This window comes from Trueperella bialowiezensis (assembly GCF_900637955.1).
Lineage (GTDB): Bacteria > Actinomycetota > Actinomycetes > Actinomycetales > Actinomycetaceae > Trueperella > Trueperella bialowiezensis.
This window is the reverse complement of sequence record NZ_LR134476.1, coordinates 1,671,000-1,686,901: the sequence shown is the minus strand read 5'-3', so window position 1 is coordinate 1,686,901 and position 15,902 is coordinate 1,671,000. Positions and strand designations below refer to the sequence as shown.

Below are 15,902 nucleotides of genomic sequence, written 5' to 3'. Positions count from 1 at the left end.
ACATGAGGAATTTCGCGACGATCAAAGGGGTCTCCCCATACGATCTCGTGCTCGCGCTGATCGCAGCCTGGTTCGGTATTTCGGAGGCAAGAGCCTTCCTGGGCGCCGGGGCGCTCAGCGATGCTGCGATGATCACGGGGATCGCGCTCGTCGTGCTCGGCACGTTCTTCCGCCGCCTCTACCCCACGCCCGCCGCGATCACCGTGTATGTGGGCGCGCTGCTCCGCTACGTGGTGGCACCGCAAGTCATTTGGATCTTCGACCTCTCCGTCCTCTTCGCCCTGTACGCCGTGCTCGCCTACGGGCCGAAGTCAGCGCGCTGGCCCGCCATCGCAGGAGCCAGCCTCGGCGCATTTTTAATCGCGCTACCAGCATTCGACAGCGACGCCAACCGGGTCACCGTCTTCCTCTCCGCTTTCGGCGCCCAGGCCACGGTGATCGCGACGACGACGGGCGCACTGCTGCGCCGTCAACAATTCAACCGGATCGACCACCTCGTTGACGAAGCCAAACTTGCCCAACAGAATGCTGAACGCGGAGCCGAGCTCGCCGTCGTCGGAGAACGCACCCGGATTGCCCGGGAAATGCACGACATCGTGGCCCATACCCTGTCTGTCGTCATCGCGCAGGCCGACGGCGGACGCTACGCGGCACGCACCAACCCCGAGGCCGCAGAACGCGCGCTCACCGTGATCGCAGACATGTCGCGTGCCGCACTCGCCGATATCCGTTCAATCATCGGCGTGCTTCGCGACCCGGACGATCCCACCGCGCCGCTCGCCCCCGAGCCCATCGACTCCGACCTCACCGAACTCATGGACCACGTGCGCGAGTCGGGGCGAACCGTCTCATACGTCACCACCGGCACGCAGCGCCCGCTGCCCGTGGGCGTGGGCAACGCGCTCTACCGGATCTGCCAAGAAGCGCTCACCAACTCGATGAAACATGCAGGCCCGCAGGCCCAGATCACGGTAGCCCTACACTGGCGCCCGTCCGGAATTATCCTCGACGTGTCCGACAACGGGCGCGGCGCCGCCGCACGCAACGACGGCAAAGGTCACGGGCTGATCGGCATGGCCGAACGCGCCGCAGTGTTCGGCGGAACAGTCGAAGCAGGACCGCGCCAAGGCGGCGGATACAAAGTCACAGCAACTATCCCAACCCCCACGGAAAGGACACCCCATGTCTGACGAACAAGACAAGATCAGAGTCGGCCTCGTTGACGACCAGGAGCTCGTACGCAGCGGATTCGCGATGGTCATCGACTCCCAGCCCGACATGCGCACCGTCATGGAAGCCTCGCACGGCCAGCAGGCGCTCGACCGCCTCAACCTCGTGCCCGCCGACGTCGTACTCATGGACATCCGTATGCAAGGCATGGACGGTCTGGAAGCCACCGAACGGATCACGCAGGCAAACTTCCCGCACGGCCAGCGCCCGAAGGTCATCATCCTCACCACGTTTGACCTCGACGAATACGTCATGCGCGCAATCCGCGGGGGCGCGTCCGGCTTCCTGCTCAAGGACGCCCCGCCAGACCAGATGCTCGAATCGATCCGCACCGTTCACAGGGGCGACGCCGTCATCGCGCCGTCGTCAACCAAGCGCCTCGTGTCTTACCTCGCCCAGAAAGCCGTGGAGGACCGCTCGCTACGCCCGGAGATCGTGGACGTGCTCACCGATCGCGAGCGCGAAGTGCTCTACCACATGGCCCGCGGGCTCTCGAACACCGAGATCGGCGAGGAACTGAGCGTTGCGCAGGCGACGATCAAAACCCACGTGAGCCGGATTTTTGCCAAACTCGGCGCGCGTGACCGCGTCCAGGCCGTTGTGCTCGCCTACGAGGCCGGCCTCGTTCGCCCAGGAGACCTCGGGTGAGCCTCATCAGCTTGGACTATGTGCGCAAGGCGTGCGGGGTTGGCCGCGCCCAGCGCACGGTTCTCGACGACGTCTCCCTCGAAGTCGATTCGGGCCAGTTCGTCACGGTGCTCGACCCGTCAGGAGCTGCTAACACGGTGTTACTCGAGGTCACGGCAGGACTGACGGATGCCGACGACGGCAACATCGTCATCGGCAACACCGACCTCACCAGGGCCACGAGCGCCGAACGCCACGAGCTACTGGCTCACACAGTTGGGGTGCTCTACGATTCCGACAACCTCATGCCAGCGCTCACCATCGCCGATAACCTCGACCTGCCCGCACGGCTTGGCAACATTGAGGTATCGGATGCGCAGCGGGCGCGAATCAGCGAACTTTTCGACCTCGCGCCCATCGCGAAATATTATCCCGACGCCGTCTCGCGCGCCGACCAGCAACGGGTGGCGATTGCCGCGCGGGTGCTCGCTGGACGCACGATCATGCTATGTGATGAGCCCACGGCCGGGCTCGACACGGCACAGGCCGATTCGATCCTCGCCCTGCTACGCACGTGCGTGCGAGAACTTGGCATGACCGTGGTCACGTTCACCGCGAACGCGCTCGCCGCCCAATACGCCGATAGGGTCTTTATTTTGGCGAGCGGGAAAAACGCAGGGGAACTCACCGACCCCACATTGGATGCGATCTTCAACGCCCTGCAAGCCATCCACGGCGAGGTCTAAATGCTCCGCAGACAGCTCGAGTACCACTGGCGTGAATACCTCTTCGTTGGCCTTCTCATCGCCGTGCAAGCAGCGTTAACGTTCGGCGCGCTCGCACTTGCCGACTACGGACAGCACGCCTTGACGACGTCGGTACGCAAGTCCACGCCGTCAGCCGACTTCCTCGTGTACGCCGACCACAAACCAGCCGCCGACATCGCTGCCGACATAGCCGCTAGCCCCGACGTCGTCAACGTGCATGTAGACGCGTGGCTAGCAGCCGAAGCCCTTTCACCTGGCGGGAAAGCGCCCGTGACCTTGCGCAAACTCGCACCTCTCCCCTTCCAAACCCAGAGCCTGACCAGCGGGGCCTACCCGAGCTCAGATGACCAGATCGCGCTCAGTAAAGATGTGGCCCGACGGCTCGGAGCCGACGTCGACTCCACAATCACCGTGGCATCTGGAAAAGTGGCCAAACGCTACGTCGTCAGCGGCATCTACGCCCGCTCCCCATTCGAAACGGGGATCAACCCCGGCGGAGAAGGCCTCGTAGTAGAACCGTCCGCCGACTATGTGGCAGCCCCACGCGACCACCTCGGCTACGGAGGTATCGAGGTGCGTGCCACGTCAGCCGCGAGCGCCGACAAAGTGTTGACCGACCTGCTCAAATCAGGAACCGGCACCGTGATCCGGGGAGATGATCGCGCGCAGATCGTGCGCGAACGTCACGCCCACGCACTTGACTCTCTACTCACTCCCATGCGCTGGCTCGTTCTTTCCGGCGCGGCAATCACCGCGCTGTTGCTGTTTATCGGGTTCGTGGCACTACACCAGCGGCGAATCACCCAACTACGCTACATGCGATCCCTTGGCGTAGCCCGTACGCGCCAGGCACGCATGGCGCTCGGCGAGCTGGGAACGGTCACCGCGCTCAGCGCGTCGACCGGGCTCGTGTTCGGGATTGTGGCCTGCTACGCAGTGGTGGCAATCGTGCGAGTAACCGGCTGGGCAATGTTCATGCCCGCACACCTGCGCGTATCACTGGGTACATACGCCCTCACGCTTGGCATCGTGGTGGCCAGCGTTGCCGGAGCCGCACTCTTGGCCGCAGTATTCGTAAGGCCGCACCACAACACAGAACTGAGCAGTGACGCGCCCCGCCGCCGCAGCCGCGCACTCCTACCGCTTCTCATCATCGCCGGCGCGTACGCCATCTACCGCGCGGCCATCCCAAGCTACGAACCCGCGCCCGCTCTGCCGATTCAAGCACGCTCGATAGGCATCATCGCCCTGTTGATCGCGGCAGTTTTTGCGCTTGTCATCACGCTCGTCGCCCTCATCATGCGCCGCCTCGGCCTCGGAGCACGCACCCACCTGTTCCCACGCACTCGCGGCGGCCTCATCAGGGCCCTTGCCCTCGTCGTCATCCTCGTGGGCACGAGCACCTTCACGGCGATCCTCACCGTCACCTATTCGATCGCCAGCCAGGGCGTGACCGTGCCGCCACTTTCTCGCCCGGGCACGGCGGCCTTCATCGTGCAGGCAGCAGTGTGCGTGGTCCTCGGTTTTGTGGTGCTCGGCCATGCACCGCGCGCGTTCCGCCTCTACGACGCGCACAGCCGCTACCTCCTCGCACTCGGAACCACCCGCCGTCAACGCGCCCTACGCCGCCTCCTGAGCGCCACCGTGTCCGCCGCCACGATGATCGTAGCCGGATGCTTCGCGGGCGTGGCCAGCGCATGGACGATCCTGTGGCAGCTACCCGGCACGCAGGGACAGCTGCACGTGCCGCTGCTCCACATCACCGCTGTTGCCACCACCAGCCTGATCATCTGTGTGACCTACGGCGCAACAGTCACCGTGGCGGGCGTGGTTAAGGCCACAAACGGCGCTAATTCAACGATTCTTAGGCATTAATCACAGTTTTTTCCCTTTACCGAAGGCGCAAAACCTGCAAAAGTTAGTTCAGTATTAACCGGCGATAATGATCGCACCTGTAAGGAGACGGAAATTCATGGATTGGCGCCATCGAGCATCTTGCCTTGACGAAGACCCGGAACTGTTCTTCCCGATCGGTTCGTCTGGTCCGGCAGTGGCACAGGCAGAACGCGCGAAGATGGTCTGCGCTACGTGCCAAGTTCAGCAGATCTGCCTGAATTGGGCTCTGGACAACAACCAGGACGCCGGCGTGTGGGGCGGCATGTCAGAAGACGAACGCCGTATCCTCAAGCGCCGCAAGGCCCGTACACGCCGCTAGGCGCGGGCTAACTCGCAGGCTGGGATCCAGCCACGAGGCATAGCAGCGGGTGCCAGATGCGGCTTAGGCCCCGCGAATTTTAAGATCAAGCACCACTACGGTGCCTCCGCTTTCTCGGTTTTTCCAGTCGATTGTGCCGTGCAATTCACCGGCCACCATCGTCTGCACGATCTGAGTGCCAAGCCCGGGTTTGTGCTTCTTCATCCCCACCCCGTCATCGGAGACTTCGATGTGCAGGTTTTGGCCGTCACGTTCGGCTTTGATGTCGAGCCGGCCGCCGTCGGGTAGACCATGTTCGATGGAGTTGGTGATGATTTCGTTCATGACGACTCCGAGCGCCGTCGCCTGCTCTGCTGCCACCCGCCCGAAGTTGCCACTAAACGTGGTAACAACCGGGTTGGACGTAACGGCCACGTCACGCACCATCCGCATGACGGGCACGAAGACCTGATCGAAGTCCACGACCTCGTCAATGGTCTGGGACAGCTTTTCATGCACGACGGCGATGGTCGACACGCGCCGCTGCGCCGTTTGCAGCGCCGTGCGAGTTTTCCGTGAGCCCGCCCGGCGCGCCTGCATCCGCAACAACGCCGACACGGTCTGCAAGTTGTTCTTCACCCGATGGTTGATCTCGCGAATCGTCGAGTCTTTCGACATGAGCTCTCGCTCTTGACGGCGCAACTCACTAATATCGCGGCACAGGATAATCGCGCCCTCCCGCTCCTTCCCGTTGAGCAGCGGCACTGCGCGAAGCATGACGACGACGTCGTTGCGCTCCACTTCCGCCATCCACGCCGCCCTGCCCATGAGTACTAGCGGTAGGGCCTCGTCAACCTGGTGCATCCCTTCCGAATTGCCTGTCACGAGCTCGGCAAGCACGGTTCCGATGATCGATTGCTCCACGCCCAGCCGGCGCAGGTGCGAGACCGCATTCGGGGAGGCATAGAGCGCCACGCCGTCGGGATCGACATGAATAAGCCCATCTGGCACGCGAGGCGTGCCGTGCCGGTATCCAGACGGTGAGCCGTCAATCGGGAACTGCCCCTGTTCAACCATCCGCAACAAAGCATCCGACAGGGTCTCATAGTTGGCCAGCATTTCCGTGGGCACCCGGTCCCCGCGCTTGGCCGTGACGAGCGCCATGACAGCAATGACCTGCCCGTCGTGGCGGACGGGCACGAGCCGCACGTCCACCTCCCCTGCCGGGTCGTCAACGTACATCTGCTCGCCGGTATCAAGCGTCTGGACGAGCTTAGCTTCGAACCATTCTTGCGGGCGGGCTCCCACAAAGTCGGTCTCATGAACCGTGGCCGCCGTCGATGGGCGTGCCTGGGCCGCAGACACCATCTCCGTCCCGCTTCGTACGTAAAGCACGAGGTCAGAAAAGCTAATATCGGCAATAATCTGCCAGTCGCCCGTCAACTGATGCAGCCAGTCGCGCTGAGCCGTGCTCAGGTTGGCCACCCTGTCTAAAATTCGTGAAAGCGTTGACACACCACCACAATAACGAGTGATCGTGTTGAATAGGAAATATGAAGTTTGAATCTGAAACAAGTTACGTCGGTCCCATCGACCTCGCCCTCAGCGTGCTCGGCTCCGAAGAGCTCTTTCGCAAGCGCGCACAGGCCGTGAAATTCGGCGGCGAGATCAGCTACAGCGGCGATCCGAACAAGCACACCGTGACCGCGCAGATCCCCGGCGATGAGATGCCGGCGGCCGCACGCTCGTTCCTCTCTGGCGGGGTCCAACTGCGCGTTGTTGGCAAGGCCACCACACTCGACCAGCCCGGCGTTCACGGCGCCTCCCTCAGCTACGACATCAGTGTCAAGGGCGCTCCCGCCTCCGGCAGCCTCCACATCATTTTGGCCGACGCTGGAGCCACCACCCCGGCGAAGGTGACCGGCGAGATCAACGTCAACGTGCCGTTTGTGGGCGGGCGGATCGAGAAGGCCGCCATCGAGCAGGTAGGCAAAGTGCTTGGCAAAGACACGAATCTGGTCAACGAAGAGATCGCCCGGCGGTTGGCCGGCTAGGGCTGGCTCGGCTGGAATGCAGAGCTAACGGTTGAGGATTTTCGAAACGTTGCATATATAAGCAACAAACCCGCAATTCTCAATCGTTAGCTCCCGGTCTCCCCGCTATCGCCTCCTTGCTAGACTTGCCCCATGATCAACAGGCAGTACGAAGACCTCCTCAAAGACGTGCTCGACAACGGCACGCGCAAAGGCGACCGCACCGGCACCGGCACGCTCTCAGTGTTCGGCCGCCAGCTGCGCTACGACCTCGCCCGCGAGGGCTTCCCGCGCATCACCACCAAATTCGTAGCAATGAAGGCAGTCAAGGGCGAACTGCTGTGGTTCTTGCGCGGCGACACGAACGTGGCCTGGCTACAAGAACGCGGGATCACGATTTGGGACGAATGGGCTGACGACGACGGCGAACTCGGCCCCGTCTACGGCTACCAGTGGCGCTCGTGGCCCACTCCGGACGGCCGGCATATCGACCAGATTGCTGACGTGATCGACCAGATCAAAAACACTCCGGACTCGCGGCGTATGATCGTCTCCGCGTGGAACGTGGGCGAACTCGACCGCATGGCCTTGCACCCGTGCCACGCGCTCTTCCAGTTCTATGTGGCTGACGGCAAGCTCTCCTGCCAGCTCTACCAGCGCTCAGCCGACCTGTTCCTGGGCGTGCCGTTTAACATCGCGTCCTATTCGCTCCTCACTCACATGGTGGCTCAGCAAACCGACCTGGAGGTTGGCGAATTTATTTGGACAGGCGGGGATTGCCACATCTACACCAACCATGTTGACCAGGTGAAAGAGCAGATTTCGCGTGAACCCTACCCGTTCCCCGAACTCGAGTTAAGGAAGGCGCCGTCGATTTTTGAGTACGAGATGGACGACATCTTCGCTTCCAAGGGATACCAGCACCATCCGAAGCTTGTGGGCGAGGTGGCTGTCTAGTGCTCGGGCTGATTTGGGCGCAGGGCCATGACAGGGCGATCGGCCGCGACGGCGCAATGGCCTGGCACGTGCCAGAAGACATGGCGTTCTTTCGCACGATGACTACCGGGCATCCGGTCATCATGGGCCGTAAAACCTGGGAGTCGCTCGGTGAGAAATACCGGCCGCTGCCTGGCCGGCAGAACATTGTCGTCACCCGCAATCCCGGATATTTTGCGAATGGCGCGCTGCTTGCTCCGAGCGTGGAGGAGGCCTACTCGCTTGCTCGGATGTCGGCGAAAGCTGCCACCGGGGAAGATGATCCGTTGGTGTGGGTGATGGGCGGCGGACAAATTTACGCAGCCGCATTAGAGCTAGCGGACGGCGTGGTGGTAACCGATATTGACCTGGAGGTTCCCGGGGCTGACACGTTTGCCCCACACATCCCGTTTGATTGGGAAACCGTGAGCTCCGATCCCGAGCGCGGCTGGCACACCTCTACCAACGGCACGCGCTATCGGATGAGCGTGTACCGGAAGAAGCGCTCCGGCTTCAACCCCGGCGGGCAAATCGGGCATTAAGGCGGGTGGAGGCTAGCCGAAGAGCTCGTCCATCGGTTTAAAATCCTCGAACAGTTCGCGAGCGGCCGCAATATCTGCCTCTGGGGCCGGTGCATCTAGCTCGTCATCGCCCTGTGCCTCGTCCGTGCCATGTATCCCCTGTTGGGCACTTGGGTTAACGGCCTGCACGATGGCCGCGAGCTCGCGGGCCGTGCGGTCAATCCGACCGCGGATGCCGGCACCCGTACCGTCGGAGTCGGCGGCGTGTGCACCAAAGTCCTCCGTCGCAGCGTACACGGCAGTCGGCGCGGTAATCGCATGCAGGTAAGTGAACATCGGCCGGATCGCGTGTTCCGTGACGAGCGAATGCCGCGGAGTGCCGCCCGTCGCGCCAATCGCCACGGGCTTGCCGCGCAAGGTTTCCTCCGGCAACACGTCGAAGAATGCTTTAAACAGCCCCGAATAGGACGCGTTATAGGCGGGCGTCACCGCGACCACAGCATCCGCGTTCTTCACGTCATCGAAGGCCGCCTCGAGGGCCTGGTTCGGGAAGCCGGTCAGCATCGCGTCCACGATCCCATGCGCGTGCTCACGCAGCGAGATCACGCTCACGCTCGCTCCCAACTGATCGGCAGTAGCCTCGGCGAGCGCCTCGCCGAGCTGGTGGGTGGTTGAGCTTTCCGACAGCGATGCTGATATGACGACGATGCGCATTATTCCCCTTCCGCCTGGCGGATCAGCTTATCAGCGTTGGCAACTGCCGCGGCGTCGGAATCTTGCTGCTCGTAGAACGAGGCGCCGGTGACGTCGTCGACAGCGCGTTCGCCGGCCTCGCCGCCGCCCTCCCCTTCACCAGCCTGGTCGTCGTTCGCCTGCGCTTTGCGAGCCGCGACCAGCGACTCGTGTGTGGGCGCGAGCGGCACGCCGGCCGGGCGCATCGCGTCGAACTCCTTGCGCATGACGGGCACAATCTCGCCGAGGAAATCAATCTGCTCGAGCACCGTCTTCAGTGGCAGCCCGGCGTGGTCGATGAGGTACATCTGACGCTGGTAGTCGCCCACATGTTCGCGGAAGCCGAGCGTGCGGTCGATGACTTCCTGCGGGGAGCCCACGGTCAGCGGAGTCTGCTCGGTGAAGTCCTCCATCGATGGTCCGTGCCCGTAGACTGGCGCGTTGTCGAAGTATGGGCGGAACTCGCGCTTGGCTACCTGCGAGTCGCGTGCCATGTAGAACTGGCCGCCCAGGCCGACGATCGCATGCTCAGCCTTGCCGTGTCCGTAGTGTTCGAAGCGCTGACGGTACAGGGCGATCATGCGCTTGGTGTGGCTCATCGGCCAGAAAATGTTGTTGTGGAGGAAGCCGTCACCGTAGTAGGCCGCCTGCTCTGCGATCTCGGGCGAACGGATCGAGCCGTGCCACACGAAGGGCGGCACGCCATCGAGCGGGCGGGGCGTGGCCGTGAAGCCGCGCAGCGGCGTGCGGAACTTGCCCTGCCAGGTCACTTCTTCTTCGTCCCACAGACGGCGCAGTAGCGCATAGTTTTCGATGGCCAGCGGAATACCTTGGCGGATGTCTTTGCCAAACCACGGGTAGACCGGGCCGGTGTTGCCGCGACCCATCATGAGATCCACGCGCCCATCAGCAAGGTGCTGGAGCATGGCGTAGTCTTCGGCGATTTTCACCGGGTCGTTCGTGGTGATGAGCGTGGTGGACGTGGACAGGAGTAGGGTTTTCGTTTCCGCAGCAATGTAGCCCAGGAGCGTAGTGGGTGAGGATGAAAAGAACGGCGGGTTGTGATGCTCGCCGATGGCGTAGACGTCGAGTCCAACGTCTTCTGCATGCTTGGCGATCGTGACCTGCGCTTTGATGCGCTCGGCCTCGGAGGGGGTGCGCCCCGTCGTCGGGTCTGTGGTGATATCGGATACGGACATGATGCCGAACTGCATGATTATCCCTTCGTGAGCTGGCTGGACGTGCGGCGCTCTGCCTGTGCGGTGAGAGCCAGATGTCTTGTCCCTGCCACCCTAACCCAGTTTAATTGAAGTTTCAACTACACGCGACACTCTTTGCAATGCACGTAAGATTCTCGTAGATTTTTAGCGACACCCACATGCCGACATAGCCGCAACCGTGTGCAGGAGGAAAACTCATGACTTTGTCGCGCCCCGTCTTTGCCGCCCTCGGGCTGGTCTTCTTCGGACTGGGGTTTATCGGCATGTTCGTCCCCGTATTACCAACCGTGCCATTTTGGCTCCTGGCAGCAGCATGCTTCATGCGTGGATCCCGCCGCCTGTACAAGTGGCTCATGACCCACCCGAAATACGGCGAATACATCTACCAATACCGCGAAGCGAAAGCCATCTCCACACGCACAAAAATAATTGCGATCACGATGATGTTGATCGGCATGATCATCTCGATCTGGATCGTACCGCTGGTCGCTGTCAAGATCGGGCTGGCTGTGGTGCTCGTGTGCGTGACGATCTACCTGGTACGCATGGACACCCTCACCGACGGCGACCTCGAGGCGGCACGCGCCACGTACGCGGACTTCGTCGCCACTGAATTTGGCAGCGACGCCGTCCGCGACTAGCAGCGTCTAACTAGCTTTACTTAGCCAGCTTGCGCTTGAACGTGGCACGCAAGCGCTCCTTGTTGACCGCAGCCACCGCACTGAGCGGAATGTTGGCCGGGCACACCGCCGCACACTCGCCATAGTTCGAGCACGGGCCGAAGTTCTCCTCGGCCACATCCACCATCGCCTTGGCACGCTGTGTGCGCTCCTGGGAGGGCAGGGGCAGCATCGCAAGGTGGGTGAGCTTCGCACCCAGGTACAGGTGTGCCGAGCCGTTCGGGCATGCAGCCACGCAAGCGCCGCAGCCGATGCATGCGGCGAAGTCGAGTGCATCCTCAACGGTCTCATGGCCCACGGGCACGGCGTCCGCGTCGGGCGCCGTGCCCGCGTTGATCGCCACATGCCCGCCAGCTTCAAGGATCTGGTCAAGGGCATGCCGGTTGACCATGAGATCGCGCAGCACCGGATAGGAGCCCGCCCTAAACGGTTCAATCCGCACCGTCTGTCCGTCTTTGAATTCGCGCAGCCGCTGATGGCAGGCGGGAGTGTTGCGTGCCGGGCCGTGCGGGGTGTCGCTGACCTGAATGCCGCACGCCCCGCAAATACCTTCGCGGCAGTCGGATTCGAAGGTCACCTGTTCCTGACCAGAGTTGACCAGCTCTTCGTTCAACCGGTCGAGCATCTCAAGGATCGACATCGACCCGTCGAGACCTTCCACCGTGTGTTTTTCGAAGCGTCCCTTGGCCTCGGGGCCTTCCTGACGCCAAATTTCTAAATTCAGTTTCATGAGTAGCTCCTCGTTGCCAACGGTACAGCCGTGAATTCAAGCGGCTCCATGTGGCGGGTAAACGTTCCATCAGGGTGCGATTCCCATGCGGAGGCGAACGCCCATTCCGCGTCGTTACGCTTCGCCTCGCCGTCGTCTTGATATTCAAAACGGAAGTGTGCGCCCGCGCTTTCTTCGCGGTCGAGCGCGTCGATACACATGAGCTCGGATAGCTCGAGGAAGTCGGCCACCCGGCCGGCCTTTTCTAGCGTCTGATTCACTTGGGCGCTCCCGCCGGGAACTGAGAGGTCTTCCCAGAACTCGCCTTGCAGCCTACGAACTTCGCCAAGCGCCTTCGTGAGCGATTCTTCCGTACGGCCCACGCCGCACCCCTCATACATGATTTCGCCCAGTTCGCGGTGGAACTGCTGCGGGCCGCGGGTGCCACCAATCGACATCAGGCGTTGCGTGCGCTGCTCTACCCGTGCGATCGCCTCTTGCACCGCTGGCGAATCAGGGCCGGGCAACTCTTCACCCAAATGGTCGGCCAAATAGTTTGGCACCGAGAACGGCAATGTAAACCAGCCGTCCACGCACGCCGACAGCAGCGAATTCGCACCCAGTCGGTTCGCACCGTGGTAGGCCCAGCCCGACTCCCCGCCTACGAACAGGCCGGGGATCGACGTCATCTGATCGAAATCAGACCACAGGCCGCCCATCGTGAAGTGCGCGCTTGGCGCGATCCGCATCGGCACCTCGTAGGGGTTCTCGCCGGTTGCGTGCGTGTACATGTCGAACAGGTTGCCGTAGCGCTCCTTGATCGTTTCCTTGCCATGGGCGCGCAGAGCATCCGAGAAGTCCAGGTAGACGGAGTTCTTCAGCGGGCCAACTCCGTGGCCGGCATTGATCCGCTCGGTCGCCGCACGCGAAGCGATATCGCGCGGGGTCAGATTACCGAACGCCGGATACTTGCGTTCCAAGTAGTAGTCGCGTTCGCTTTCCGGGATGTCGTTCGGCTCACGCACGTCGTTCGCATCCTTCGGCACCCAGATCCGCCCGTCGTTACGCAACGATTCGGACATGAGGATCGTCTTGGACTGCCACTGCGAGTTGACCGGCAACCCGGTCGGGTGGAACTGCACGAACGACGCGTGCGCCAAATAAGCACCGCGCTTGTGTGCCCGCCAGGCGGCCGACGCGTTCGAGTTCAGCGCGAGCGTGGACTGGAAGTACACCGAGCCGTATCCGCCGGTTGCGAGTATGACCGCGTGAGCTGGAATCGCTGAGATCTCACCGGTCACCAGATCACGGATGACGACGCCGCGGGCCACGCCATCTTCCATAATCAGCTCAAGCATCTCGCTGCGGATATGCATTTTGACCCGGCCGGCCTTAATCTGCCGCTGCAAGGCTTGCGAGCTCGACAGTTGCAGCTGCTGGCCGGTCATACCGCGCGAATAGTAGGTTCGCGAGACCTGCACGCCACCAAACGAACGGGTGGCGAGCGTGCCACCATATTCGCGGGCAAACGGCGTGCCGATCGCGTTCATGTGATCGATCACCCGCACCGACTCTTCTCCCAGCCGGAACGCTTCGGCCTCGCGAGCGCGGAAGTCCCCGCCCTTAACGGTGTCCGTGACGAAGCGCAGCAGCGAATCGCCATCCACCTTGCGGGCACGCGCCGCATTCACACCGCCCTGTGCGGCCACGGAATGCGCCCGGCGCGGAGCATCGTGATAGGTCACGGCATGGACGTTGTAGCCCAGTTCGCCCAGCGCAGCAGCCGCACCGGCTCCCGCTAGGCCAGTTCCAACGACGACGATCGTGAACTTCTTCGTATTCAGCGGGCTGACCAGCCGGTACGAATCACGCCTGCGCTGCCAGGCCGTGGCCGGGTCGCCGGCTGGCACTCCGCCGTCGAGAACCCTGCCCACTTTCGCACCCGGGATCTTCACCTTCGGAGGAGTGAACGCCGCACGGCGAGCAGCTCCCGCCGTCTCAGCCGCACCCTGCTTGCCAGCCGAACCCTGCTTGCCGGCCGAGCCCTGCCCAGCCGAAGTTTGGCCGCTCGCCGATGTGACGGCGTCGTCCTTACCTGTCAGCACCTCGCCGATCGTCTTCACCTTGTCTAAGAAACTCAACTGATCCACCCCATTTGCACTGCGATCGGAATCGACGCGTTACCGATCAAAATCGCGATTGCCGCAACCGCGCCCACGATCACAAACCCGGCACGCAGGCGCTTACCCATCGCACCCAAATCCACCGCAATGTTCTTCGCCCCGTGCGCCAAATGGATCGCGAGGAACACCATCATCAGCGAATAGAACGCAGCCACGAGCGGTCTGCTGAACGACGCGACCAGGTTTGAGTACGCCGTCGACTCCGTGGCCGTGGGCCCCTGGAACTGGTCCGTAGCAATGGGCTGCACTCCCACGGTCAGATCAAGAATATGGATGATGATGAACGCCAAGATCAGCACGCCCGTCAACGGCATCAACCGGGCCGACACCGCCTGCAGGCCGTTGCGATACTTCTTCGCCCGGTGTGGACCGCGAAAACGCCTGCCGCGGAAATACAAAATCGTGGCCGCACCCACGTGCAAGACCAGCGCAATCACCAGCACAATACGCATGATCCACAGCACGCCCGCCTCTGGGAAAAACGGCTCAAAGGCGTGACGCAACCAGAAGGCATAGCCATCAAACTTCTCGGCTCCCTGATAGACCTTCAGGTTCCCATACAGGTGAATAAGAACAAAGATCCCCCAGATGGATCCCGTGATCGCCATCGTGACCTTCAGAGCCCATGACGGCGGTGCTTTCAGTTTCATCTTTCCTCCTATGCACATTCTCCCAAGTTCCATGGACAATTGCCCGGGACTACCCTCCCGAAACAGCGCAAAAGAGTTGGGACGGGCATTTTTCCGACACTTTCTGGGACTAAAGTAGGTGAGAATCCTGCCACGTTAGGCTGCCCTAACCTGCAATTTTTTAGATCAGAGACGCCGCGCTGGGTGCGCTAAACTTGCGCTAAACTGACGAGCAATCTCTCCCGGGACGACCCGGCGAGCTTCACCAGACAAGGGACGGCCCTTAAGAAAGCGTGACATGCCCGCTGTAGTGAGCTGGATAGCCGTACTGGCCACACTCGTGATCACACCGATCGGCTCTGGAGCATTGCTGATTCTCCTCCCGATCATCGTCTACGCCTCATTCGGGGTGATGCGCCACGCCGACGCGCTTGCCCGCAGGCTCGGCGAACCCTTCGGCACGATCATTCTCACCCTGTCGATCAGCGTTATTGAGGTGGCGCTCGTAGCAAGCGCGCTCATTGGTGGCGGCAGCAAGAACGCCTCGATCGTGTCCGACACCGCGTTCTCCGCATCAATGATTCTGCTCAACTTCATCCTTGGCCTTGCGGTATTTCTTGGCGGGCGGCGCTACGGCACGCTCACTTTCCACGCTGCCGGCGCCTCGCAATACTTGGCAACTATTGTGACGTTCAGTGCGCTCACGTTCGCTTTCCCGCACTTGCTGGCCAGCGCCGATGCTCGCCGCGGCCCCAACTTCATCACGAGCGCCGACCTCGCGCGCGGCGGCGAGCTAGCAAGTAGCACCGGGCTGATGGGTGGTAGTACGCAGCCCACGCCGCTCAGCACCGAGCACGCGCTCACGATCGGGCTGATCATGCTGGCCCTCTACATTTTCTTCATGTGGCGCCAACTGGGAGCCAACTCAGCAGATTTCGCCGACCCCGACCCCGCACCGCGCAGCGACGACCCCGCACTGAAGAACTTCCTGTGGCTAGTCGCCACACTCCTGCCCGTCGTCCTTCTCGCAAACGTGGCCTCCCCCTTGATCACCAAGGCCCTCCCGCATAGCGCAATCGCCGGGCTGCTCATCGCGATCATCGTGCTTCTACCCGAAACATTCACCACACTAAAAGCCGGCCGCAATGGGGAGCTCCAACGCGCCTCCAATCTCACGCACGGCGCGCTCGTCTCCGTGCTTGGCATGTCAGTTCCGTCCGTCTTGCTCATCAGCGTGCTGACAGGTCACGACGTCGTACTCGGCGCCGGAGCAAGCGAGCTCGGCCTCCTCGGTCTCACCCTCGCACTGTCGATCAGCGTGCTTGCCGGGCGGCAGGCCACCGCACTACACGGCATGTGTCACCTGGTCATCTTCGCCATGTACATCGCCACACTCGTATGA

The 15,902-nt window shown here is 62.2% G+C and carries 16 protein-coding genes; 10 read left to right on the top strand and 6 right to left on the bottom strand.

What is annotated here, in order from left to right:
- The first annotated feature begins 2 nt into the window (after positions 1-2).
- The 5 genes from EL234_RS07615 to EL234_RS07595 all read left to right on the top strand — a co-directional run bounded on the left by EL234_RS07615 (position 3) and on the right by EL234_RS07595 (position 4,839).
- The gene (locus tag EL234_RS07615; RefSeq protein WP_126416887.1) at positions 3-1,190 is read left to right on the top strand and encodes a sensor histidine kinase; all 1,188 of its coding nucleotides are present in this window, start codon (positions 3-5) and stop codon (positions 1,188-1,190) included.
- On the top strand, positions 1,183-1,878 hold the full coding sequence (locus EL234_RS07610) for a response regulator (protein ID WP_126416886.1): 696 nt from the start codon (positions 1,183-1,185) through the stop codon (positions 1,876-1,878). The genes EL234_RS07615 and EL234_RS07610 overlap by 8 nt, the downstream gene beginning before the upstream one ends.
- Positions 1,875-2,603, top strand: coding sequence for an ABC transporter ATP-binding protein (locus EL234_RS07605; protein ID WP_126416885.1), 729 nt, complete (start codon positions 1,875-1,877; stop codon positions 2,601-2,603). Before EL234_RS07610 ends, EL234_RS07605 begins: the two co-directional genes overlap by 4 nt.
- Positions 2,604-4,499, top strand: a complete 1,896-nt coding sequence (locus tag EL234_RS07600) for an ABC transporter permease family protein (protein ID WP_126416884.1) — start codon at positions 2,604-2,606, stop codon at positions 4,497-4,499.
- Positions 4,500-4,596: 97 nt separating this feature from the next.
- Entirely contained in the window at positions 4,597-4,839 is a 243-nt protein-coding gene (locus EL234_RS07595; protein ID WP_126416883.1) for a WhiB family transcriptional regulator, read from the top strand.
- A 63-nt stretch (positions 4,840-4,902) separates the two neighbouring features.
- On the opposite strand, the gene EL234_RS07590 is transcribed toward EL234_RS07595, so the two are convergent.
- On the bottom strand, positions 4,903-6,333 hold the full coding sequence (locus EL234_RS07590) for a sensor histidine kinase (RefSeq protein ID WP_126416882.1): 1,431 nt from the start codon (positions 6,331-6,333) through the stop codon (positions 4,903-4,905).
- 38 nt (positions 6,334-6,371) lie between these two features.
- Here EL234_RS07590 and EL234_RS07585 point away from each other — a divergent pair, with 38 nt between their 5' ends.
- The 3 genes from EL234_RS07585 to EL234_RS07575 all read left to right on the top strand — a co-directional run bounded on the left by EL234_RS07585 (position 6,372) and on the right by EL234_RS07575 (position 8,368).
- Positions 6,372-6,872, top strand: coding sequence for a DUF2505 domain-containing protein (locus tag EL234_RS07585; protein ID WP_126416881.1), 501 nt, complete (start codon positions 6,372-6,374; stop codon positions 6,870-6,872).
- Between the two features lie 132 nt (positions 6,873-7,004).
- A complete protein-coding gene (locus EL234_RS07580; RefSeq protein WP_126416880.1) occupies positions 7,005-7,808 on the top strand; it encodes a thymidylate synthase in 804 nt (267 codons plus the stop codon).
- On the top strand, positions 7,808-8,368 hold the full coding sequence (locus EL234_RS07575; protein WP_126416879.1) for a dihydrofolate reductase: 561 nt from the start codon (positions 7,808-7,810) through the stop codon (positions 8,366-8,368). Before EL234_RS07580 ends, EL234_RS07575 begins: the two co-directional genes overlap by 1 nt.
- Positions 8,369-8,380: 12 nt before the next feature.
- Here the strand turns inward: EL234_RS07575 and EL234_RS07570 are convergent, their stop codons facing one another.
- Together EL234_RS07570 and EL234_RS07565 are read right to left on the bottom strand one after the other, a co-directional pair.
- Entirely contained in the window at positions 8,381-9,061 is a 681-nt protein-coding gene (locus EL234_RS07570; protein WP_126416878.1) for a CE1759 family FMN reductase, read from the bottom strand.
- Positions 9,061-10,293: an LLM class flavin-dependent oxidoreductase gene (locus tag EL234_RS07565; protein ID WP_126416877.1), complete on the bottom strand. Its 1,233-nt coding sequence runs from the start codon at positions 10,291-10,293 to the stop codon at positions 9,061-9,063. The genes EL234_RS07570 and EL234_RS07565 overlap by 1 nt, the downstream gene beginning before the upstream one ends.
- Before the next feature lie 203 nt (positions 10,294-10,496).
- Here EL234_RS07565 and EL234_RS07560 point away from each other — a divergent pair, with 203 nt between their 5' ends.
- Positions 10,497-10,940: a YbaN family protein gene (locus tag EL234_RS07560; protein WP_126416876.1), complete on the top strand. Its 444-nt coding sequence runs from the start codon at positions 10,497-10,499 to the stop codon at positions 10,938-10,940.
- Between the two features lie 16 nt (positions 10,941-10,956).
- Here EL234_RS07560 and EL234_RS07555 read toward each other — a convergent pair whose 3' ends face one another.
- The 3 genes from EL234_RS07555 to EL234_RS07545 form a co-directional block, all read right to left on the bottom strand.
- Complete coding sequence (locus EL234_RS07555; protein ID WP_126416875.1) at positions 10,957-11,709, bottom strand: succinate dehydrogenase/fumarate reductase iron-sulfur subunit; 753 nt, start codon at positions 11,707-11,709, stop codon at positions 10,957-10,959.
- Positions 11,706-13,637, bottom strand: coding sequence for a fumarate reductase/succinate dehydrogenase flavoprotein subunit (locus EL234_RS07550; RefSeq protein WP_407701394.1), 1,932 nt, complete (start codon positions 13,635-13,637; stop codon positions 11,706-11,708). The genes EL234_RS07555 and EL234_RS07550 overlap by 4 nt, the downstream gene beginning before the upstream one ends.
- 188 nt (positions 13,638-13,825) lie before the next feature.
- Positions 13,826-14,521, bottom strand: a complete 696-nt coding sequence (locus EL234_RS07545; RefSeq protein WP_126416874.1) for a succinate dehydrogenase cytochrome b subunit — start codon at positions 14,519-14,521, stop codon at positions 13,826-13,828.
- Between the two features lie 277 nt (positions 14,522-14,798).
- Here EL234_RS07545 and EL234_RS07540 point away from each other — a divergent pair, with 277 nt between their 5' ends.
- Positions 14,799-15,902 (top strand): calcium:proton antiporter, encoded by a 1,104-nt coding sequence (locus EL234_RS07540; protein ID WP_126416873.1) that lies wholly within the window; start codon positions 14,799-14,801, stop codon positions 15,900-15,902.

What these genes read in the sequence shown, in the direction of transcription:
- EL234_RS07615 (WP_126416887.1), top strand. Translation starts at nt 3, where the DNA reads ATGAGGAATTTCGCGACGATCAAAGGGGTCTCCCCATACGATCTCGTG.
- EL234_RS07610 (WP_126416886.1), top strand. Translation starts at nt 1,183, where the DNA reads ATGTCTGACGAACAAGACAAGATCAGAGTCGGCCTCGTTGACGACCAG.
- EL234_RS07600 (WP_126416884.1), top strand. Translation starts at nt 2,604, where the DNA reads ATGCTCCGCAGACAGCTCGAGTACCACTGGCGTGAATACCTCTTCGTT.
- EL234_RS07595 (WP_126416883.1), top strand. Translation starts at nt 4,597, where the DNA reads ATGGATTGGCGCCATCGAGCATCTTGCCTTGACGAAGACCCGGAACTG.
- EL234_RS07585 (WP_126416881.1), top strand. Translation starts at nt 6,372, where the DNA reads ATGAAGTTTGAATCTGAAACAAGTTACGTCGGTCCCATCGACCTCGCC.
- EL234_RS07580 (WP_126416880.1), top strand. Translation starts at nt 7,005, where the DNA reads ATGATCAACAGGCAGTACGAAGACCTCCTCAAAGACGTGCTCGACAAC.
- EL234_RS07570 (WP_126416878.1), bottom strand. Translation starts at nt 9,061, where the DNA reads ATGCGCATCGTCGTCATATCAGCATCGCTGTCGGAAAGCTCAACCACC.
- EL234_RS07565 (WP_126416877.1), bottom strand. Translation starts at nt 10,293, where the DNA reads ATGCAGTTCGGCATCATGTCCGTATCCGATATCACCACAGACCCGACG.
- EL234_RS07560 (WP_126416876.1), top strand. Translation starts at nt 10,497, where the DNA reads ATGACTTTGTCGCGCCCCGTCTTTGCCGCCCTCGGGCTGGTCTTCTTC.
- EL234_RS07555 (WP_126416875.1), bottom strand. Translation starts at nt 11,709, where the DNA reads ATGAAACTGAATTTAGAAATTTGGCGTCAGGAAGGCCCCGAGGCCAAG.
- EL234_RS07545 (WP_126416874.1), bottom strand. Translation starts at nt 14,521, where the DNA reads ATGAAACTGAAAGCACCGCCGTCATGGGCTCTGAAGGTCACGATGGCG.
- EL234_RS07540 (WP_126416873.1), top strand. Translation starts at nt 14,799, where the DNA reads ATGCCCGCTGTAGTGAGCTGGATAGCCGTACTGGCCACACTCGTGATC.